The 21015-nt window shown below is 44.8% G+C and carries 20 protein-coding genes and 1 pseudogene; 7 read left to right on the top strand and 14 right to left on the bottom strand.

Translation table 11 applies throughout. The features are described from left to right. Positions 1 to 52 precede the first annotated feature (52 nt). Positions 53 to 1279 carry a peptidase T gene (pepT, locus tag QZ327_RS04575; protein WP_294617514.1) on the top strand — a complete coding sequence of 409 codons (1227 nt, stop codon included), beginning with the start codon at positions 53 to 55 and terminating at the stop codon, positions 1277 to 1279. A 114-nt stretch (positions 1280 to 1393) separates the two neighbouring features. Then, positions 1394 to 2482 carry a glycine cleavage system aminomethyltransferase GcvT gene (gene gcvT, locus QZ327_RS04570; protein ID WP_294617513.1) on the top strand — a complete coding sequence of 363 codons (1089 nt, stop codon included), beginning with the start codon at positions 1394 to 1396 and terminating at the stop codon, positions 2480 to 2482. A 202-nt stretch (positions 2483 to 2684) separates the two neighbouring features. Here the strand turns inward: gcvT and QZ327_RS04565 are convergent, their stop codons facing one another. The 3 genes from QZ327_RS04565 to QZ327_RS04555 all read right to left on the bottom strand — a co-directional run bounded on the left by QZ327_RS04565 (position 2685) and on the right by QZ327_RS04555 (position 4897). After that, positions 2685 to 2936: a type B 50S ribosomal protein L31 gene (locus tag QZ327_RS04565; protein ID WP_004289781.1), complete on the bottom strand. Its 252-nt coding sequence runs from the start codon at positions 2934 to 2936 to the stop codon at positions 2685 to 2687. 499 nt (positions 2937 to 3435) lie between these two features. After that, positions 3436 to 4023, bottom strand: a complete 588-nt coding sequence (locus QZ327_RS04560; RefSeq protein WP_294617508.1) for a hypothetical protein — start codon at positions 4021 to 4023, stop codon at positions 3436 to 3438. A gap of 262 nt (positions 4024 to 4285) precedes the next feature. Continuing rightward, positions 4286 to 4897 carry a TetR/AcrR family transcriptional regulator gene (locus tag QZ327_RS04555; protein ID WP_294617524.1) on the bottom strand — a complete coding sequence of 204 codons (612 nt, stop codon included), beginning with the start codon at positions 4895 to 4897 and terminating at the stop codon, positions 4286 to 4288. Between the two features lie 173 nt (positions 4898 to 5070). Between QZ327_RS04555 and QZ327_RS04550 the strand changes: the two genes are divergently transcribed. Further along, on the top strand, positions 5071 to 6078 hold the full coding sequence (locus tag QZ327_RS04550) for an endonuclease/exonuclease/phosphatase family protein (protein WP_294617506.1): 1008 nt from the start codon (positions 5071 to 5073) through the stop codon (positions 6076 to 6078). A 279-nt stretch (positions 6079 to 6357) separates the two neighbouring features. After that, positions 6358 to 7368: a class II fructose-bisphosphate aldolase gene (locus QZ327_RS04545; protein WP_294617505.1), complete on the top strand. Its 1011-nt coding sequence runs from the start codon at positions 6358 to 6360 to the stop codon at positions 7366 to 7368. 81 nt (positions 7369 to 7449) lie between these two features. Here QZ327_RS04545 and QZ327_RS04540 read toward each other — a convergent pair whose 3' ends face one another. From QZ327_RS04540 to mce, 6 genes are all read right to left on the bottom strand, one after another. Next, positions 7450 to 9300, bottom strand: a complete 1851-nt coding sequence (locus QZ327_RS04540; RefSeq protein ID WP_294617503.1) for a glycoside hydrolase family 13 protein — start codon at positions 9298 to 9300, stop codon at positions 7450 to 7452. A 104-nt stretch (positions 9301 to 9404) separates the two neighbouring features. Then, positions 9405 to 10565 carry a sodium ion-translocating decarboxylase subunit beta gene (locus tag QZ327_RS04535; protein WP_294617501.1) on the bottom strand — a complete coding sequence of 387 codons (1161 nt, stop codon included), beginning with the start codon at positions 10563 to 10565 and terminating at the stop codon, positions 9405 to 9407. 1 nt (position 10566) lies between these two features. Continuing rightward, positions 10567 to 11001 carry a biotin/lipoyl-containing protein gene (locus QZ327_RS04530; RefSeq protein WP_294617499.1) on the bottom strand — a complete coding sequence of 145 codons (435 nt, stop codon included), beginning with the start codon at positions 10999 to 11001 and terminating at the stop codon, positions 10567 to 10569. Positions 11002 to 11024: 23 nt separating this feature from the next. Beyond that, positions 11025 to 11957, bottom strand: a complete 933-nt coding sequence (locus QZ327_RS04525) for an OadG family transporter subunit (RefSeq protein WP_294617497.1) — start codon at positions 11955 to 11957, stop codon at positions 11025 to 11027. A gap of 47 nt (positions 11958 to 12004) precedes the next feature. Next, positions 12005 to 13558 (bottom strand): acyl-CoA carboxylase subunit beta, encoded by a 1554-nt coding sequence (locus QZ327_RS04520; RefSeq protein ID WP_294617495.1) that lies wholly within the window; start codon positions 13556 to 13558, stop codon positions 12005 to 12007. Between the two features lie 106 nt (positions 13559 to 13664). After that, positions 13665 to 14075, bottom strand: a complete 411-nt coding sequence (mce, locus tag QZ327_RS04515; protein ID WP_294617494.1) for a methylmalonyl-CoA epimerase — start codon at positions 14073 to 14075, stop codon at positions 13665 to 13667. 425 nt (positions 14076 to 14500) lie between these two features. Here mce and QZ327_RS04510 point away from each other — a divergent pair, with 425 nt between their 5' ends. Together QZ327_RS04510 and QZ327_RS04505 are read left to right on the top strand one after the other, a co-directional pair. Next, positions 14501 to 16768 carry a cation:proton antiporter gene (locus QZ327_RS04510; RefSeq protein WP_294617492.1) on the top strand — a complete coding sequence of 756 codons (2268 nt, stop codon included), beginning with the start codon at positions 14501 to 14503 and terminating at the stop codon, positions 16766 to 16768. Between the two features lie 54 nt (positions 16769 to 16822). Further along, positions 16823 to 17248, top strand: coding sequence for an HIT family protein (locus tag QZ327_RS04505; RefSeq protein WP_294617491.1), 426 nt, complete (start codon positions 16823 to 16825; stop codon positions 17246 to 17248). A 101-nt stretch (positions 17249 to 17349) separates the two neighbouring features. Here the strand turns inward: QZ327_RS04505 and QZ327_RS04500 are convergent, their stop codons facing one another. From QZ327_RS04500 to QZ327_RS04480, 5 genes are all read right to left on the bottom strand, one after another. Further along, positions 17350 to 18336, bottom strand: a complete 987-nt coding sequence (locus tag QZ327_RS04500; RefSeq protein ID WP_294617490.1) for a Gfo/Idh/MocA family oxidoreductase — start codon at positions 18334 to 18336, stop codon at positions 17350 to 17352. 9 nt (positions 18337 to 18345) lie between these two features. Beyond that, complete coding sequence (locus QZ327_RS04495) at positions 18346 to 18762, bottom strand: RNA-binding S4 domain-containing protein (RefSeq protein WP_294617489.1); 417 nt, start codon at positions 18760 to 18762, stop codon at positions 18346 to 18348. Continuing rightward, positions 18759 to 19322, bottom strand: coding sequence for an aminoacyl-tRNA hydrolase (gene pth / locus QZ327_RS04490; RefSeq protein WP_294617487.1), 564 nt, complete (start codon positions 19320 to 19322; stop codon positions 18759 to 18761). Before pth ends, QZ327_RS04495 begins: the two co-directional genes overlap by 4 nt. A 138-nt stretch (positions 19323 to 19460) precedes the next feature. Next, entirely contained in the window at positions 19461 to 20054 is a 594-nt protein-coding gene (locus QZ327_RS04485) for a 50S ribosomal protein L25/general stress protein Ctc (protein ID WP_294617485.1), read from the bottom strand. 142 nt (positions 20055 to 20196) lie between these two features. Beyond that, positions 20197 to 20598 (bottom strand): PUR family DNA/RNA-binding protein, encoded by a 402-nt coding sequence (locus QZ327_RS04480; RefSeq protein WP_294617484.1) that lies wholly within the window; start codon positions 20596 to 20598, stop codon positions 20197 to 20199. A 172-nt stretch (positions 20599 to 20770) separates the two neighbouring features. Here QZ327_RS04480 and QZ327_RS04475 point away from each other — a divergent pair. Then, positions 20771 to 21015, top strand: a pseudogene (locus QZ327_RS04475) (transcription antitermination factor NusB); the annotation flags it as partial.

Here is a 21015-nt window from a genome sequence, read left to right as displayed (position 1 = left end):
GACTATCTCTAAAAACTGATTATTGATCACTAATCGTTAATCACCGAATGGTATGACTTTAGTAGAACGTTTTTTAAAGTATGTAAGTTTCGATACGCAATCGAATGAGGAGAGTGGGGTGACTCCGAGCACTCCGGGACAAATGGTGTTTGCCAGGTTTCTGAAAGAAGAATTGGAATCATTGGGGTTGGAAGAAATCACGTTGGACGAGAACGGTTACCTGTTTGCCACCCTTCCTGCCAATGTGGATAAGCCGGTTCCTGTTATCGGTTTCATCGCCCATACGGATACAAGTCCCGATATGAGTGGCAAGGATGTCTCTCCGCGTATTATAGAAAATTATGACGGCAAGGATATTGTTCTTTGTGCAGATGGCAAGGTGGTTCTTTCTCCCGCCCAATTTCCCGAACTGCTTGACCATAAAGGAGAAGATTTGATTGTAACCGATGGGCAGACCTTGCTGGGTGCCGATGATAAGGCAGGCATTGCAGAGATTGTTTCGGCTGTGGCTTATCTGAAAGAACATCCCGAAATCAAACATGGCAAAATCCGTATTGGTTTCAATCCGGACGAGGAAATCGGTTTGGGTGCGCATAAGTTCGATGTTGAGCAATTCGGTTGTGAATGGGCATACACCATGGACGGCGGTGAAGTGGGCGAGTTGGAGTTTGAGAATTTCAATGCCGCTTCCGCTAAGATTGTTTTCAAGGGCCGTAATGTGCATCCGGGATATGCCAAAAACAAGATGGTAAACTCTCTACGCGTGGCGAACCGGTTTATTTCCATGCTCCCCGATCAAGAAACTCCGGAACATACCGAGGGTTACGAGGGTTTCTATCATCTTATTGGCATTACGGGTGAGGTGGAGCAGACCGTTGTCTCCTACATCATCCGCGACCACGACCGTGTCCGTTTTGAAAGCCGCAAGAAAGAGGTTGAGCGTCTTGTAGGCAACATCAATGCCGAATATGGTGAAGGTACTGCCATACTCGAACTGCACGACCAGTATTATAACATGCGCGAGAAGATTGAACCGGTGATGCACATTATCGACACTGCCTTCAAGGCTATGGAGGCTGTGGGCGTGAAACCTCACGTAAAAGCCATTCGTGGCGGTACGGACGGTGCGCAGCTTTCGTTCAAAGGGTTGCCTTGCCCCAACATCTTTGCCGGGGGGCTGAACTTTCACGGACGTTATGAGTTTGTCCCTATCCCGAATATGGAGAAGGCCATGAAGGTTATCGTCAAGATAGCCGAATTGGTTGCTGCCAATCAGTAAAAGATTTTAGATTTATGGTTTCAGATTTATGAGCCTTCCTGACCGTAAATCTGAAATCGTATATCCGAAGTCTTCTGAAATCATAAATCTGGTAATCTAAAATCTTTTAAAACCATGAAAACCACTCCGTTTACAGAAACACACATCTCGCTGGGTGCTAAGATGCACGAATTTGCGGGATACAACATGCCTATCGAATACTCCGGTATCATTGACGAACATCTCACGGTGTGCCAGGGTGTCGGCGTGTTCGATGTCTCCCACATGGGAGAATTCTGGGTAAAAGGCCCGCATGCTTTGGATTTTTTGCAGAAAGTTACTTCCAACAATGTAGCCGCCCTTGTTCCGGGTAAGGTGCAGTATACCTGCTTTCCCAATGAGGACGGCGGCATTGTAGATGACTTGCTGGTCTATCACTACGAACCGGATAAGTATCTCTTGGTGGTCAACGCTTCTAACATAGAGAAAGACTGGAACTGGTGTGTAAGCCATAACACGGAGGGGGCTGAGCTGGAGAATGCTTCCGACCGTATGGCGCAACTTGCGGTACAAGGACCGAAAGCCATTGAGGCTTTGCAGAAGTTGACGCCTGTCAATCTGTCCGAACTCTCGTATTATACCTTTACTCATGGTGAGTTTGCGGGAGAGCCGGATGTTATCATTTCCAATACAGGCTATACGGGTGCAGGCGGTTTTGAACTCTATTTCTATCCGGAAGCGGCTGTAAGGATATGGAATGCCGTGTTCGAGGCAGGTGCGGCATTGGGCATAAAGCCCATTGGTTTGGGTGCCCGTGACACGCTTCGCCTTGAAATGGGCTTCTGCCTGTATGGAAATGATTTGGACGATACCACATCGCCTATCGAAGCAGGGCTGGGATGGATTACCAAGTTTGTGGAAGGCAAGAATTTTATCAATCGTCCGATGCTGGAGAAACAGAAGGCAGAGGGGACTGTGCGTAAGTTGGTAGGCTTTGAAATGGTAGATCGGGGTATTCCCCGCCACGGCTATGTGTTGAAGGACGCAGAAGGAGACGCTATTGGCGTGGTTACGTCCGGCACAATGTCGCCCACCCGGAAAATCGGTATCGGCATGGGGTATGTGAAACCTGAATATAGCAAGATTGATACGGAAATCTACATTGATATGCGTGGGCGCAAGTTGAAAGCTGTGGTGGTGCGTCCGCCGTTCCGGAAGTCTTAATACTGATAGAATTGTGCCGTAAGGTAAAAACATCCATGAGGATATGCCAAAACCTCATGGATGTTTTTTTTATCTTGCGGGAGAGCTTTATGTGTGCTACCGTTAAGATGGGATATTCGGTAAATCTCCCTATTGAAGGAGGGGGATAAAAAAAGGGAATCTGTATTCAGACTCCCTTTTTCTGTTTCTTTGAAAAAACAGATTATTTCTTACGGTTACCGTAACGGCTCATGAACTTATCAACGCGACCGGCTGTGTCAACCAACTTGGATTTACCGGTATAGAACGGGTGAGAAGTGCTGGAAATTTCCAACTTTACCAACGGATAAGTTTCGCCTTCGAACTCGATAGTCTCTTTAGTATTTACAGTAGAACGAGACAGGAACACGTCACCGTTTGACATATCTTTAAATACTACCGGACGGTAATTTTCAGGATGAATACCTTTTTTCATTTCAATATTTGTTTTTTAATTTATATTCTGTTACTATTTTGGTAATAAATAGTGTAATGGTCTTTTTCAGAGCGCAAAGATAATGCTTTTCTATGAAATGCAAAAATAATATCCATACTTTTTCGGCTTGAATACACGGCTTTTTCATTTACAGAAGTTAAAGGGAGCTGGAAGGAGTTGGAAAGAGTTATCTCCCTTCGGGATAGGAGTTAAAAACCGGTAGCTACACCGGGAAACATGACCGGGCAGACCGCGCAAACAGGTAGGTGAAAGCGGACAAACGGACGAGAACAGACCGGTGAAATCTCCCCGCTATGCGCTTATTGCCAGTAACATACGAGTGCCAGTCAATTCCTGCGCGGTGGAACTTTATTCCCGGCTTACTGGGAACGCGTTCCCACCGAATTGGGAATACGTTCCCAACGTGCAGGGAACACGTTCCCAATTAAGTGGGAATATAAGGGACAAGGCTGACCGGCAATTCTGCTCTTTGCCTTCATCAGTCGATATCATAATCGCACATTTGCCGTATGAAAGCCTCGTTTCTTTCGTATTCGTCCTTGGAGAGTATTACAGGGTCTGCAAGTCCGACAATCTTATATCCTGGAGTGTATGTGACCAGGATGCAGTAAAACTCACGACCGGTTTCGTCCTTTTCTACTTGTAGCTGTACGGGTTGGTCGTTGCCGCTTGGCAGGCTGCACAGATATTCGAAATCGTGCCGGTTGAAGGCATTGATAATGTCTTCTTTGTCCGTCATTTCACTGATAAATTTCTTGGTTTTATAGCTTTTCACTTCGCCGCCGCTTTGCCGGTTGTAAATGCTAAGGTCTGCCACCAACGCGGTGAGAGCGCCGTAGATGCCGCCGATGATTCCTATTACCCGTATCAGCCATGTTGGAGCGAACGATAGCCATCCGGGAAAGATGATTAATAATACGCATATCGCTGCCACTCCCCAATAGAGGAATGGTTTGGCCTTGTTGGCTCTTTTCTCAAATTTCTCCGGCATGGCATCGTAGACCTCTCCGAAATGGCTCGGGAAATGCTTTTCCCCTTTCATTTTGTTTTCATTGATTGTTTCCATATCTGCTTGTTTATTAAGGCTGTTTTTCTTATCCGATAGCAAAGGTATGGTAAATCTACAGACTTTTGAACGAATGTTCAGAATTAAATGGGTTAAAAAAATAAAACGACATCTTGCATCCGGTGATTGATATCGGATGCAAGATGCCGTATGGGTGATTATTCGATTATCTACGCATTATGGCAAGTGGCAGGAAAAAGGATGTTGCCGCGTTTTGGAATGAAGTATGGGCGGTTTGTGGTGAATTAAAGCCCGCAGCGGTTCAGGATTTCAGCAGCGAGTAGATATAGTGGAAGTTCTCTGCCAACTTGTCCGCGTTCAGACCATTCAGAAATGCCTGCTCGTATGACAGTCCGAAGAACATTTGCCTGAACATGACAGCGGCTTTCTTTACATCCGTGTCGTTTTTGATTTCTCCGTTCTCTTTGGCTCTCTGTATGACTTTTTCCCACAATTCATAATCCTGGCGGAACACCGTCTCGATTTTTTGTTTGATGTCCGGATAATACATACGTACTTGCGACAGGAAATGAAAGTAATAGAAGTTCGGACTGCAATCGCACGTACCGGTTCCTTCGCCAATCAGTCCTATGATTCGTTTCATGGCAGCCGCTACTCCTGCCACGTATTGCCGGATAAATTCTGCCAGCGTATCGGCAGGTGCGGCAAACTTGTTTTCCGGTTTGTGCATTTGCAGCACATATTTGTCTGCTACGGCGATGAACAAGTCCAGCTTATGTGGAAAATAATAGACGATACCCGTCTTGGTCAGCCCGCATGCTTTGGCAAGCGTGATGATACTTGCTTTCTCATAGTTCATCTTGATAAATACACTGAAGGCTTTGTCAATCACCTCTTCGCGGTTGGTAATCATGCTTGTTTCTTTTTTATTGGTCACGAAGATACGAATTTTTGTATTATAACAAGCGTCAATCAACTGATTAAAAGAAATCCGTGAATTCGTGATTTTTCGCAAAAAAGCCGGTAATTGATAGGTTTATAACTTTTTATTTTAGATTTTTGCAGAAGATTAATTGTATATCACCTATGAGAAAATTGATTGTATTCCTTTCTTTTTGGTTCAGCGTTACAATAGTTGTAGCCCAGAACACGGAGCGCAAGCTGTACAGCATAGCGTTTTATAATCTTGAAAATCTGTTTGATACCATTCATGATGTCGGTAAGAATGACTATGATTTCTTGCCTGAAGGCAGTTATCGGTGGAGTGCGAAGAAATATGAGTCGAAGTTGCGGAATTTGTCGAAAGTATTGGGCTCGTTGTCACGAAGCCTGGTTCCCGATGGTCCGGCGGTAATCGGCGTGGCAGAGGTGGAAAATCGCAGGGTGCTGACAGACCTTGTCGGCCAGCCGGTCATATCCAATTACAAGTTTGTCCATTATGAAGGACCCGACAGGCGGGGGATTGACTGTGCGCTCCTGTACGACCCGCAACAGTTTACGGTGACAAGTTCCAAGTTGGTACTCTCCGAACCGTTCGAAGGAGATACGGTACATCTGACACGTGGATTTCTGATTGTGGACGGTCGCCTGGCGGGTGAACGTGTGTGCTTCATCGTCAATCACTGGCCTTCACGCGGGGCAAAATCGCCGGTGCGTGTGCATGCCGCCAGGCAGGTAAAGATGCTGACGGATTCTTTGTTGCGTGAAGATAAAAAACTGAAACTCTTTGTCATGGGAGATATGAACGATGATCCGATGGATGAAAGTATGAAAACCTTGGGAGCCTGTAAGTATGTGTCGGGCATGAAAGCAAAGCAGTTTTACAATCCTTGGTGGGAGATACTGGAGGATAAGGGCGTGGGAACTTTGCTCTATCGGGGGAAATGGAACCTGTTCGATCAGATTGTATTGTCAAAACCGTTGGTGAAGGCGAAGAAAGGGCTGCGTTACGACCATAGTGAAGTTTTTATTCGCGACTATCTGATTCAGCAGGATGGCAAATATAAAGGTTCGCCTTTGCGCACCCATGGCGGACGTACCTGGCTGGACGGTTACAGCGATCATCTGCCTACGATTGTTTACCTGAAGAGATAATATATAATAATGTGTAAATAGCCGGCCGGAAAGCAAACCCGCTTTCCGGCTTGTTTGTTTCTAAGGGCAAGAACGTAAAAGGCGGGAATGGCCAGACGGATGCAAAAACTTTGTAATATGGAGATTACAATATTCTGTTAATTCGAGACGGCAGCTTTAAAATAGACCGGATTTGACTGATGAATAGAGATATTTTATCCTTCTCCCGCTCTTCTTTTTGAAGGATAATGCTTACTTTTGCGTAGAATTTTAATTCACTAACAATAAACTTTAAACAAAATGGTTAATTACAAAGATTTGGGCCTGGTAAACACAAAAGAAATGTTTGCCAGCGCTATCAAGGGTGGATATGCAATCCCTGCATTCAACTTCAACAATATGGAACAGATGCAGGCCATCATCAAGGCTGCAGTTGAGACTAAGTCTCCGGTTATCCTTCAGGTGTCTAAGGGTGCCCGCCAATATGCTAACGCTACTTTGCTGCGTTACATGGCTCAGGGTGCTGTGGAATATGCCAAGGAACTGGGCTGCAAACATCCTGAAATTGTTCTTCACCTTGACCACGGAGATACTTTCGAAACTTGCAAAAGCTGCATTGATTCAGGTTTCTCTTCAGTAATGATCGACGGTTCGCATCTTCCATACGAAGAAAATGTAGCTCTGACAAAGAAAGTTGTTGACTATGCTCACCAATTCGATGTTACAGTAGAGGGCGAGCTTGGCGTATTGGCAGGTGTGGAAGACGAAGTGTCTGCCGAACATCACACATATACTAATCCTGAGGAAGTTATTGACTTCGCTACCCGTACAGGTTGCGACTCTTTGGCTATCTCTATCGGTACTTCTCACGGTGCATACAAGTTCAAGCCCGAACAATGCCACGTAGATCCCGCTACAGGTCGTCTGGTTCCTCCTCCTTTGGAATTTGCAGTATTGGATGCTGTTATGGAGAAACTTCCGGGATTCCCTATCGTTCTTCACGGTTCTTCTTCAGTTCCTCAGGAAGAAGTTGATACTATCAACCAATTCGGCGGTAAGTTGGAAGCTGCCATCGGTATTCCCGAAGACCAGTTGCGCAAAGCTGCCAAGTCTGCTGTTTGCAAAATCAATATCGACTCAGACTCTCGTTTGGCTATGACTGCTGCCGTACGTAAGGTGTTCGCTGAAAAACCGGCTGAATTTGACCCGCGTAAATATTTAGGTCCGGCTCGTGACAACATGGAGAAACTTTACAAGCACAAAATCGTTAATGTGCTCGGTTCGGAAAATAAACTGGCTCAAATGGATTGATAGAGCAGTAGTTGTCTGACTATAAAATTAGCCCTTGCAATGTTCTATTGCAAGGGCTATGTTTTTATTCGGATGCGCCGGTTACAGTTCGATAACCAACGACTCACGCGGAGACATTTTCAACTCTTCACCGAAGATAACGGTTTTACCGGTCAGGACGTCCTTGCCTTGTTGCTTGTCTTGCAGAATTTCTTTGTAGAACTTTAAAGGAACAGTGGTTACTGTATCTGTTCCGTTCAGCATCACGAATACAGTTTTACCTTCGTGCCGGCGTGCATAGGCGTATACGCCGTTCTGTACCATAAACTGAGTCATGCTGCCTTTGGCAATCACATCGTTTCCTTTGCGCCAGTTCAATATTGTTTTGTAGAAATTGTAGCAATCGTTTTGTGCTTTGCTTCGTCCTTCAGGTGTAAATGCGGTCTCTTTGTCATCGGTCCATCCGCCGGGGAAGTCCTTGCGGACATATCCGTCGCTCTTGCTCTTCACGCCGTTCATCATGATTTCCGTTCCGTAGTATAATTGAGGAATACGGCGGGTGGTGAGCAATAGGGTAGAGGCTTGTTTCAGCATCGGCAGGTTGTCGCCTTCGCCCAGGAAGCGGTCGGTATCGTGGTTCTCGATGAAAGCGAGTACGGAAGCAGGGTTGGGATAGAGGAAGTCGTATACGAAGTTGTTATATACACGGTCCAACCCTTTGAACCAGGTTTCGGTTTGTTCGCTCTTGGCAGTGTTTATCTTGTCGAAGAAGCTGAAGTCCATCACAGTTTTGAGGTTGCTGTTCTTGGGGGCTGAGAGTTTGGAATCTTTTTGCCACCAGGCGGTATAGGCAGGTTCCGTTACCCATGTTTCGCCCACGGTGTTATAATTGGGATATTCCTCATTCAGCTCTTTCATCCAATTGCTCATGGCATCATAGTCGGCATACGGGTAAGTATCCATACGGATACCGTCTATATTGGCATATTCAATCCACCAGAAACTGTTCTGCACCAGATAGCGGTATACATGCGGGTTCTTTTGGTTGAGGTCGGGCATGGCTGTTACGAACCAACCGTCGTTCATTTGGTCGAAGTCATATTGTGATGTGTACGGGTCTACATGGGAAGTCAGTTTGAAAGATGTCTGTACAAAGTTGTTTTTGTGGTCGGGGTTGTTGAACCAGTCTTTGGAAGGCATGTCCTTTATCCATACGTGTTCCACGCCACAGTGGTTGAAAATCATGTCCATTACGATTTTAATGCCGCGTGCGTGAGATTTTTCAATGAGTTGCTTATACTCTTCGTTGGTGCCGAAACGGGGGTCTACCTTATAATAGTCGGTAGTGGCGTAGCCATGATAAGAACCGCCGGTCATGTTGTTTTCCAATACCGGAGTAAACCAAAGGGCGGTTACACCCAAGTCCGAGAAGTAGTCCAAATGTTGTTCGATACCCGCAAGGTCGCCACCATGGCGGGCATTCGGGTCATTACGGTCTACCTTATATGTTGCCATGCCTGCTATCTGGTCGTTGTCGGGATTGCCGTTGGCAAAACGGTCCGGCATCAGTAGGTAAAGTGCATCGTATGCATCGAATCCTTTGTGTTCGCAGCCTTTCTTGCTACGTGTTTTCAGTTCGTATTCCTTTACGAGTTTCTTTTTTCCTTCTGTGAAGGTAAGGTTGAATTTTCCGGACTTCACGTCTTTGTCCAGTTTCAGATAAACCAGAAGGTAATTGTCGCTTTCCAGTTTGACAGTACTGCTCAGCGAAACACCGGGATGGTTGACGGATACTGCTGCATTGCCGATGCCTTCGCCATAAACCATCAGTTGGAGTTCCGGGTTCTGCATTCCGGTATACCAGAACGGAGGGTCGATTTTGTTTACGTCCATAGCTGCGTAGGTGCTGAGGGAAAGTAAGAGCGTTCCCAAAAAGAAGAATACTTTTTTCATATTATTAGCTTTTCATTATTTTCAGTGCTAATTTAAAACAAATAGCGGAGAAAGCTTACGCCTCTCCGCTATTATTCAGGATGGATATTATGCAAACGTTTTCACTACATCAGGAATCCCAGCAAAATACCTGCTGCTACGGCAGAACCGATAACACCGGCAACGTTCGGACCCATGGCGTGCATCAACAGATAGTTGGTCGGGTCGTATTCCAAACCTACTACTTGTGAGATACGTGCGGAGTCGGGAACGGCAGATACACCTGCGTTGCCAATCAACGGATTAATCTTGTTGCCTTTCTTCAGGAAGAGGTTGAATATCTTCACGAAGATTACACCGGATGCAGTGGCAATGACGAATGACAAGGCACCCAAGAAGAAAATCAAGATTGAGTCTAAGGTTATGAACTCGGATGCCTGTGTAGAAGCACCTACTGTCAAACCGAGCAGAATAGTAATGGTATCAATCAGCGGACCGCTGGCTGTGTTTGCCAAACGGCGTGTTACACCGCTTTCTTTCAATAGGTTACCGAAGAACAACATACCCAGCAAAGGCAGGCCGGACGGAACGAGGAAGCAGGTAAGCAACAGACCGATAATCGGGAACATCACTTTCTCCGTATGCGAAACAACGCGCGGCGGTTTCATGCGGATAAGACGTTCGTTCTTGTTGGTCAGCAGACGCATGATAGGCGGCTGTATCACCGGTACCAATGCCATATATGAATAGGCTGATACCGCAATGGCACCCATCAGGTTAGGAGCCAGCTTGGAGGAGAGGAAGATGGCTGTAGGACCGTCGGCACCGCCGATGATACCGATTGCACCTGCCTGCATCGGGTCGAAGCCCAGGCCCAGAGCAATCATGTATGCCCCGAAGATACCGAATTGGGCTGCCGCACCTACCAACATCAGCTTGGGATTTGATATCAAAGCGGAGAAGTCCGTCATGGCGCCGATACCCAAGAAGATGAGTGGCGGATACCATCCGGAAGTTACTCCTTGATACAGGATATTGAGTACAGAACCTTCCTCATAGATGCCAACCTTTAATCCGGCTTCCATGTTGAAAGGGATATTACCGATCAGGATACCGAAACCGATAGGAATCAGCAGCATCGGTTCAAATTCCTTAGCTACAGCCAAGTAGATGAAGAATAAACCTACCAAAATCATTGCTACGTGTCCTACCGTTGCATTGGCAAAACCCGTATAAGTCCAAAAGTCGGCGAGGTTATTTCCTAAAAATGTGATAAATTCTCCCATATTATTCAATAATTACGAGGTCAGTACCTTCGAGAACAGAGTCTCCTTTATTAACGTTGATTGCTGTAATCTTACCGTCTTTGTCGGCATTGATATTGTTTTCCATTTTCATCGCTTCCAGGATGATGACTACCTGACCTTTCTTCACCGTGTCGCCCACATTGACTTTGATGTCGAGGATTACGCCGGGAAGCGGAGATTTCACACCGGACTTGCCGCCGGATGCTGCCGCCGGTTTCGTCACTGGAGTAGCCGGAGCTGCCGCAGCGGGTCTGGCTACCGGACGCACTACCGGTTTCACAGCCTCTTTCGGTGCCTTTTCCATTTCTACTTTATAAGAAGTTCCGTTCACTTCTACGTGAGCGATATTGTCTTCAATATCTCCAATGGCAACCTTGTATACATTGCCGTTAATCTTATATTTATATTCTTTCATTGTTCTGTTTTTTTAGGGTGACTTTACTTTTTGTGAGGAGTTTCACGCAATGTATAGATCTTTGAACTCCATGGTGAGTAACTGCGCTTCACGCGTGTGATGGTAAGCACTGTGTCTTCCACATCGTGTACATCGCTTTGGAATTCGTGCATTGCCATGGCAATAGCAGCGAATACTTCTCCCGGAGCTTGTCCCAATTGCTTCTCTTTCGCTTCTTGTTTGTCTGTGATGCCTTTAGCTTTCATTGCGTTACGCTTGCTTAGGTTCACGGAAAGTTTGCCTACAACATAGAAAGAGATGAAAAGAAGCAATAAGCCGCTGAATACAACGCTCATAGCGGATATTGCCATGCCTACGCCTACGCTGTCATGCTTTTCAAACTTCTCCATTTTAGCATTGCTGTCAATGGTCTTGTTGTTGGTGCTGGGAGTCACGTATTTGTCGTCACTTCCTCCTTTCACTTCCCATTGGTCGGCTGCATCGCTGATACGGGCGTATGATTGGTTGGCTTGTAAAGTGCCGGCCGGCACTGTTACTTGGTCGAGCAATTTCTTGCCGGAATCATACAGTCCAATCCAGTTGGCATTCTTAGTATCCAGTTTGAAGTTCGTGTGGAACGTACCTCGTCTCGGTTCTCCGTCTGCCCAAAAAAGAGCATGTTGGCGCGGTTTTACCACTGTCAGAACATCACCTTTGGGGATGAAATAACTGGCGGTATCACCCGGCTGGCTGCTGAATTTCAGATAGCAACCTGCAAGGTCGGCGCTGCCGTATGATTTGTTGAATATCTCAATCCATGCGCTGTGCATGCCATAGTCATCCTGAAAGTTGCTTTCGTTGGAGACAAGCACTTCATTCAGCAATAACTTGGTGTTTGATTTCTTCTCTCCACAAGAAGAACAGAAACCCAGCATCAGCATCAATGAAAGAAATATTCCGGTTCTTGTTTTATTCATAAATTTGAGTTTTTATTTTTTAGTTCTCAACTTTCAATTCTCGATTTTTAAAGAGGAATATTACCATGCTTCTTGGCAGGATTGCTCAATTTCTTGGTTTGCAGTTGTTGCAGGGCGCGGATAATGCGGAAGCGCGTGTTGCGCGGTTCGATAACATCATCGATATAACCGTACTTGGCTGCATTGTAAGGATTGGCAAAGAGCTTGGTGTATTCCGCTTCTTTTTCAGCCAGGAACTGAGCCGGATTTTCTTGCTCTTTGGCTTCGCGTGCATATAGAACCTCTACGGCACCTGCGCCACCCATTACAGCGATTTCTGCGGTCGGCCATGCGTAGTTCATGTCGCCACGGAGTTGCTTACAACTCATTACGATGTGCGAACCGCCGTAAGATTTACGCAGTGTGATGGTGACTTTAGGAACAGTGGCTTCACCATAGGCATACAGCAATTTGGCGCCATGCAGGATAACGCCGTTGTACTCCTGGCCCGTTCCCGGAAGGAATCCCGGTACGTCTACCAACGATACGATAGGAATATTGAAGGCATCGCAGAAGCGGACGAAGCGGGCGCCTTTGCGGGATGCATTGCTGTCGAGCACACCTGCCAGATATTTCGGTTGGTTGGCAACGATACCTACGGACTGTCCGTTGAAACGTGCAAAACCGATAATAATATTTTTGGAATAATCTTTTTGGATTTCGAGGAACTCACCGTTGTCCACGATAGCGCCGATAACTTCATACATGTCGTAGGGCTTGTTCGGATTGTCGGGAATAATGTCGTTCAATGAATCCTCCAAACGGTCGATCGGGTCTGTGCAGTCGATGTAGGGAGCTTCTTCCAAATTATTTTGAGGAATGTAGCTCAAAAGTTTACGGATAAGTGCAAGACCTTCCTCTTCGGTTTGTGCAGTGAAGTGGGTTACTCCCGACTTGGTGGAGTGTACGCTTGCACCACCCAAATTCTCTTGGCTGACATCTTCACCTGTTACGGTTTTTACTACTTTCGGACCGGTAAGGAACATGTAAGAGGTTCCTTCCATCATCAACGTAAAGTCGGTCAGGGCAGGAGAGTAAACGGCACCGCCGGCGCAAGGACCGAATATGCCGGAAATCTGGGGAATAACACCGGAAGCAAGAATATTGCGTTGGAAAATTTCGGCATAACCTGCCAAAGCGTTGATACCTTCTTGAATACGTGCACCGCCTGAATCGTTGATACCGATACAGGGAGCACCCATCTTCATTGCCTGATCCATGATTTTGCAAATCTTCAGAGACATGGTTTCCGACAAAGAACCTGCGGAAACAGTGAAATCTTGTGCGAAGATGTAAACCAGACGACCATCGATAGTACCACAGCCGGTCACTACGCCGTCACCGGGATAATGTTTCTTTTCCATACCGAAGTTCGTGCATCTGTGCTCAACGAACATATCCATTTCTTCGAAACTTCCTTCGTCAAGTAACATAGCTATACGCTCACGAGCTGTATATTTACCTTTCTCATGTTGCTTTGCAATCGCTTTTTCACCACCACCAAGGCGTGCGGCTGCACGGCGGTCAATAAGCTCTTTAATTTTCTCAAGTTGATTACTCATGTTCTTTATGATTTATGAATTATGATTTATGATTTCAGATTTACTTTGCAGCATAACTGCATAACCAATCTGAAATCATAAATCTAAGATTTGAAATCTGATTTTTTTATTTCTCACAAAGTTCCGTCAATACGCCAAGCGTGGATTTCGGGTGCAGGAATGCGATGTTCAGACCCTCGGCGCCTTTACGGGGAGCCTTGTCAATTAGTCGTATGCCTTTTTCTTCACCTTCTGCGAGTGCGTTGGCCACGCCGTCTTCCACAGCAAATGCCAAATGGTGCATACCACCATTACCGTTATTCTTTTCGATGAATTTGGCAATGGTACTTTCGGGTGAAGTCGGTTCCAGCAACTCAATTTTCACGTCACCTACTTTCAAGAAAGCGGTTCTCACCTTTTGGTCCTCTACGGTTTCAATGTTGTAGCATTTCAAACCTAATACATTTTCGTAGTACGGAAGGGCTTCTTCGATGCTTTTTACGGCAATACCCAAATGTTCAATGTGTGAAATCTTCATAACAGTTTTTATTAATGTTGGTATTTAATTCCTAATTTTTAAAATACGCAGTACAAAGAAAGATATTTCTGCTTGAATAAAGAAATTTTTCACCAATTAATTGTAGGGGTATTTCTTCTAATGCTTATAATTGAGATAATCGGTCGTTATTTTGTTTGATGGAAGTGTTTGTTTTTAAAATGAAGAATCTGTTTAAATCCTTCTTTGTATTATTAAGGGAGTTCTATCGAAAGATGGTTCCTCATGTGTGCTTGTAATAGAGGAGCATGGCAAACTGCATGACGGATGAAAAGTGGGGAACAGACAGGAAGGAGGCTCTAAGAAAACCGGAGAAACTTCCTCAGGAAAATTTAAACAGACTCTGAATGAAATTCAAAAGTTTTTTTGTTATATCTTTGTTCCACAAATACAATCAGACCACTGTTATGTCACATTTAGCTCCTTTGATTGCCGATTTGGCTTTGATACTGATTTGCGCCGGGATAATGACGCTGTTATTTAAAAAACTGAAACAGCCGTTGGTTTTAGGATATGTTGTGGCGGGTTTCTTGGCAAGCCCTCACATGGCTTATACTCCTTCGGTGATGGATACGGCAAATATACAGACTTGGGCGGATATCGGCGTTATTTTCTTGCTGTTTGCATTAGGACTGGAATTTAGTTTCAAGAAGATAGTAAAAGTGGGAGGGGCTGCAGTTATCGCCGCCTGCACGATTATCTTTTGTATGATATTATTGGGCATAGCGGTTGGAGCGGCTTTTGGGTGGAAGCGGATGGACTGCATCTTTCTGGGCGGTATGATTGCCATGTCTTCCACTACCATCATATATAAAGCATTTGATGATTTGGGCATGCGCAAGAAACAGTTTACGGGCTTGGTGCTTAGTGTCTTGATTTTGGAGGATATTCTTGCTATTGTCTTGATGGTAATGTTGTCCACAATGGCGGTCAGCCATAATTTTGAGGGTGCGGAAATGCTGGGCAGTATAGCGAAGTTGCTGTTCTTTCTCATATTGTGGTTTGTTGTAGGTATCTATCTGATTCCTGTCCTGTTGAAAAAATGCCGCAGGTTGATGAGTGAGGAAACGTTGCTGATTGTGTCGCTCGGACTTTGTTTCGGTATGGTTGTCCTTGCTGCCCATACAGGATTTTCAGCTGCATTCGGTGCTTTTATAATGGGGTCTATTCTTGCCGAAACGGTAGAGGCGGAGAGCATTGAACGTTTGGTCAAACCGGTGAAAGACTTGTTCGGTGCCATATTTTTTGTTTCTGTCGGTATGATGGTGGATCCTTCGATGATTGTGGAATATGCCGGACCTATTATTGTTATTACGTTGGCGGTTATTGTCGGGCAGTCCTTGTTCGGTACGTTGGGAATGCTACTTGCAGGACAACCGTTGAAGACGGCTATGCAATGTGGTTTTAGTTTGACGCAGATTGGCGAGTTTGCCTTTATCATTGCTTCTTTGGGAGTGACTTTGCATGTGACGAGCCATTTTCTGTATCCTATCGTGGTGGCTGTATCTGTTATTACGACTTTTCTCACTCCTTACATGATTCGTCTTGCCGGGCCGGCTTCCGATTTCGTTGATATGCATTTGCCGGAAAAGTGGCAAAAGTTTCTGTTGCGTTATGCTTCCGGTTCGCAAACAGTGAATCATGAAAGCTTGTGGAAGAAATTGATACTGGCTTTGTTGCGCATTACAGTGGTTTATTCCATTGTAAGTGTGGCGGTGATAGCTATTGCATTCCGATTTCTTGTGCCGTTTTTCAAAGAAAGTTTGCCCGGTATTTGGGGGAGTCTGTTGGCCGCTTTGGTTATCATTCTGTTTATAGCCCCTTTTCTACGTGCCATTATGATTAAGAAAAACCATTCGGCAGAGTTCGTGACATTATGGCACGACAGCCGGGGAAATCGTGCTCCGCTGGTAGCTACCATTGTACTGCGGATGTTGTTGGCGGTTTCTTTTGTAATGTTTGTCATAACGGGATTGTTCAAGCTTTCGGTCGGTCTTGTCTTTGGGGTTGCGGTGTTGTTGGTCATAGTGATGATACTTTCCAGACAGTTGAAGCGCCAGTCTATAATGATTGAGCGTACCTTCTTTCAAAATCTGCGTTCGCGGGATATGCGGGTGGAATATTTGGGGGAGAAGAAACCTGAATATGCGGGGCGTTTGCTTTCCCGTGATTTGCATTTGACGGATTATGAGATACCCGGTGAATCGGCATGGGCAGGCAAGACACTGGCGGAACTGAATTTCGGTAAGCGTTATGGAGTGCATGTCGTTTCCATTCTTCGTGGACACAAGCGGATAAATATTCCGGGCGCTTCGGTGCGTCTTTTCCCTTTGGATAAGATACAGGTTATCGCTACCGATGAAGAATTGAGCGTGTTTGGTGAAGAAATGACTAAATTTTCAACGATAGATGCGGATGCAGTGGAAAAAAGTGAGATGATATTGCGCCAGTTGCGTATTGACGCTAATTCTCCTTTCTTTGGGAAAAACTTGAAAGATGCGGGGATGCGTGAGAAATATCACTGTCTGATTGTTGGCGTGGAGCGGGGAGAGGATGCCTTGCGTGCTCCTGATGTGTACGAACCCTTTGCAGAAGGAGATGTGGTGTGGATTGTTGGTGAGAATGTGGATGTGTACAGATTGGTCGGTGAAAATGATGAGAATGTTTACCTATAATATGACGAGAACGATTATCTTTGCTTTATAAATATAAACTAAAAAAAGAATATCATGAAAAGTGATCCGAAAGAATGTCTGTACTGCCAGAATAATGAAACGTTGCATAATCTGATGATTGAGATTGCGCAACTTAGTGTATCACGCGTTTTCCTCTTTAAGGAACAAACTTATCGTGGACGTTGTCTTGTGGCTTATAAAGACCATGTGAATGATTTGAATGAATTGAGTGACGAAGAACGCAATGCTTTTATGGCTGACGTGGTTCGCGTGACTCGTGCCATGCAGAAAGCCTTTAGTCCGGAGAAGATTAATTATGGCGCATACTCGGACAAGTTATCCCATCTTCATTTTCATTTAGCACCGAAATATGTAGATGGTCCCGATTATGGCGGTACTTTCCAAATGAATCCGGGAAAGGTGTATCTGACGGATGCCGAATATCAGGAATTGATTGACTCAGTGAGGAAAGAACTCTGATAATGATTAGTGATTGGTGGTTATATCTTGTGATTATAGACCTGCTTATTACATCACGGCATACTAATCACCAATCACTAATCATCACTTGCGGATTATCTTTAGATTTTATCCAAGATTTTATCCATAACCCAATTCGTCAGAGTTGCGCTTTCGCCATCGCAGTTACAGGTTGATTTGCCAAGCAGATGGTCTACTACGGCTTGTATAAGCGGTTGCTGCACATAAACAGGATTCTCAACCGGAATTTCTTCTCTTCCTCGTTCGGTATGTAAAGCGATGGGGTCGTAGGTGAATGCAGAGAAACATATCATTCCTTTATCTCCGATGATTTCGATGCGGTCTTCACGTGCCGACTCATGGGCAACGAAACACCATGAACCGCTGCCTACCAATCCGTTGTCAAATTGGAAACAAGCACTGAGCGTGTCTTCCGCAGGATATAATCCGCCACGATTGCTCTTATATCCATTCGCTTTAAGAATATATCCGAACATGTCTTGCAGTATATCTATCTGATGCGGAGCTAAATCGTAAAAATAACCGCCGCCGGCGATATCAGGTTGCACACGCCACGGCAGATTCTCCTTATTATAATCCAAATCCCGGGGAGGTTGCGCAAAACGGATTTGTATGTTAATGATGTTTCCGATGGTGCCTTCTTCTACCAATGACTTCACTTTTAGAAAGTAAGGAAGGTAACGGCGGTAATAGGCGACAAAACAAGGTACGCCGGTCTCTTTGGAAATGCGGTTGATGCGGCAGCATTCTTCATAAGTCACTGCCATGGGCTTTTCTATGTATACGGGTTTGCCGGCTTTCATGGACATGATGGCATACGTGGCATGAGAAGAAGGCGGGGTAGCAATATATACGGCATTTACTTCTTCATCGTTAATCAGCTCTTGGGCGTCGTTGTACCATTTGGCGATGCCTCTTTCCCGGGCATAAGTCTTGGCTTTGGAAATATCCCGGCTCATTACTGCCACTACTTCGGAGTGTTCAATCTTCTGAAAAGCAGGTCCGCTTTTATATTTGGTTACTTCTCCGCAGCCGATAAATCCCCATTTTATTATTTTCTCGCTCATACTTATATGTTATTCTTCAAAGTCGAAATCAAAATCAAAGTCATCCATGTACTCCGGTGTGGTAAAATCTTCCAGTTCCCGGCGGTCTTTTTTGGTGGGACGCCCTGTCCCTTTGGCGCGGTTGACGAAACCGCTGATTTTACTCATTTCCAGTAACTCATATTGGTCGGGAGTAGTCACGTTTTCCATCATTTCGGGCACAAGTTTGGCTCCTACGCGCTTCTCAATGGTTTGCAATACTTTAAAAGAATAGGTGACCGGCGGTTTGCGTACTTGTATTATATCTCCCGGCTTCACCATTCGGGCTGCTTTCGCAAGTGCTCCGTTAATGCTGATACGTCCTTTCTTGCAAGCTTCGGCGGCAATTGTACGTGTTTTGAATATACGTACGGCCCACATCCATTTGTCTATTCTTGCTTCACTCATTTCTTATTAAACTGATTCATTGTAATGTCAATACCGGCAAGGCAAAAACTTTTAATGATTTCACCGGCCGTTTCCAAGCGTTCCTCCATTGTTTTCCAGTCCTCGTCCGTGAAATGTCCCAATACGAAGTCTACTTGTCCTCCACGGGGGAAATCATTGCCGATACCGAAGCGCAGGCGGGCGTAGTTCTGAGTCCCTAATGTGGCTGCAATGTGTTTTAGACCATTGTGTCCCGCATCACTTCCTTTCCCTTTTAGCCGTAGAGTGCCGAAAGGAAGTGCCAGGTCATCTACCACTATCAATACGTTTTCTAAAGGAATATTTTCTTTCTGCATCCAGTAGCGTACGGCGTTTCCGCTTAGGTTCATAAAAGTAGATGGTTTTAGCAATATCAGTTGCCGCCCTTTAACGGACATTGTGGCCGTAAAGCCATAACGTTTGTCATTAAAGGTCGCTCCGGCTGCTTTAGCCAAAGCATCTACTGTCATGAATCCGATGTTGTGCCGGGTTTCATGGTATTCAGAGCCGATATTACCTAAACCGACAATTAGATATTTCATTCTTTATATTCTTACTTTAATGATAATTCGGGTAAAGATAAACGCGGATTATCGCAGCAATCCGCGGATGTGAAATCTGCGTAGTCTGCGTTAATCCGCGTTCCGGAATATTTTGTTTTCTTGCTAAGAAAGCGCTGATTAGCGGTTTGCAGCAGCTGCCGCAGCACCTCTTGCAGCACGCGTCAATTTAACGGCGCATACAACGGCTTCTTTAGCGTTAAGCAACTCCAAACCTTCGTAGTTCAGTTCGCCAACTTTTACTGTCTTGCCCAATCCCAGGTGAGATACGTTGACAATCAGTTTTTCAGGAATTGCGTTGTACAAAGCTTTAACTTTCAGTTTACGCATCTGCAAAGTCAACTTACCACCGGCTTTCACACCTTCTGCCAAACCTTCCATCTGTACGGGAACTTCCATAACGATAGGCTTAACTTCGTCAATCTGATAGAAGTCTACATGCAGGATAGTATCTTTTACCGGATGGAATTGGATATCTTTTAAGATAGCATTTACTTGTTTGTCATCAATAGTTAAGTTTACCACGTAGATGTGCGGAGTGTAAACCAGATTACGCAAACCTTCTGCGGGCACAGTGAAGTGGATGTTTTCGCCTGCTCCGTAAAGTACACAAGGTACACCGTTGTTTTTACGAATAGCTTTCAAAGCTCTTGCTTGTTCCGAAGAACGTTCTGCAATAGTTCTTGCAGTTCCTTTTACTTCAATAGTTCTCATTCTTTTAATTTTTTTTGTGTTACTCTAAAATTAAGTAAATTATTGCTTAATTCACCATTACACGATGTGGTCCACCACATGATGTTGCAAAAAAGCGGTGCAAAAGTACGGCTTCTTTTTGAATTATCAAAAGGTTGCGCCTTTAAAAATCAATATCTATTTTAATTTCTCCGTCAAGTGATGACTCTTTTTCCCCTTGTTCCGCCGATTGCCCGTTATCGGACGGTTGTTCGTTGTCATTATGCTGTACATAGCATCCTTGTTGTTCTTGGATGAAGCCAATGGCTTGTTGCAAGCCGTTTATGAACTTTTCAAAATCTTCTTTATACAAAAAGATTTTATGCTTTTCAAAACTTACCTGCGAGTCGTCTCCTTCGCCCATTACCACTTTTTTGCTTTCGGTGATGGCAAGGAACATTTCATCCTTTCTGTTTTTTTTAACGTCCAAATAGTAAATACGCTTACCTGCTTTGATGGATTGGGAGAATACTATTTCTTTGTCGTTCATGTCCAGTCCGCTTCTCTTTTTATTAAAGTCTTCCATATTTCAGCTATCTTGTTGTAATCGGGGTCAAAATTGACGATTTTTTTTAAACTGTCAAAAGAAAAAGCACGGATAATGATTGGATAGCATTAAAAAATGTGATTTATTTGTGTAAACTCATTAAAAATATCTACTTTTGCCCCTCAATAAAACACCAGTATTTATTTTAGTTATGATAAACAGAGTTCTTATTCGTCTTAAGATTATACAAATTGTATACGCTTATTATCAGAATGGCAGTAAAAATTTAGATGCTGCGGAGAAAGAGTTGTTCTTTAGTCTTTCCAAAGCATACGATCTTTACAATTACCTGCTTATGCTGATGATAGCCTTGACGAACTACGCACAAAAGCGCATTGATGCGGCAAAAGCAAAGTTGGCTCCCACGGCAGAGGAGTTGTATCCGAACATGAAGTT

The sequence above is a fragment of the uncultured Bacteroides sp. genome (assembly GCF_910578895.1).
In the GTDB taxonomy this organism is placed as follows: domain Bacteria; phylum Bacteroidota; class Bacteroidia; order Bacteroidales; family Bacteroidaceae; genus Bacteroides.
Note: the sequence above shows the minus strand (reverse complement) of the source record. Positions and strands in the feature narration are given on the sequence as shown.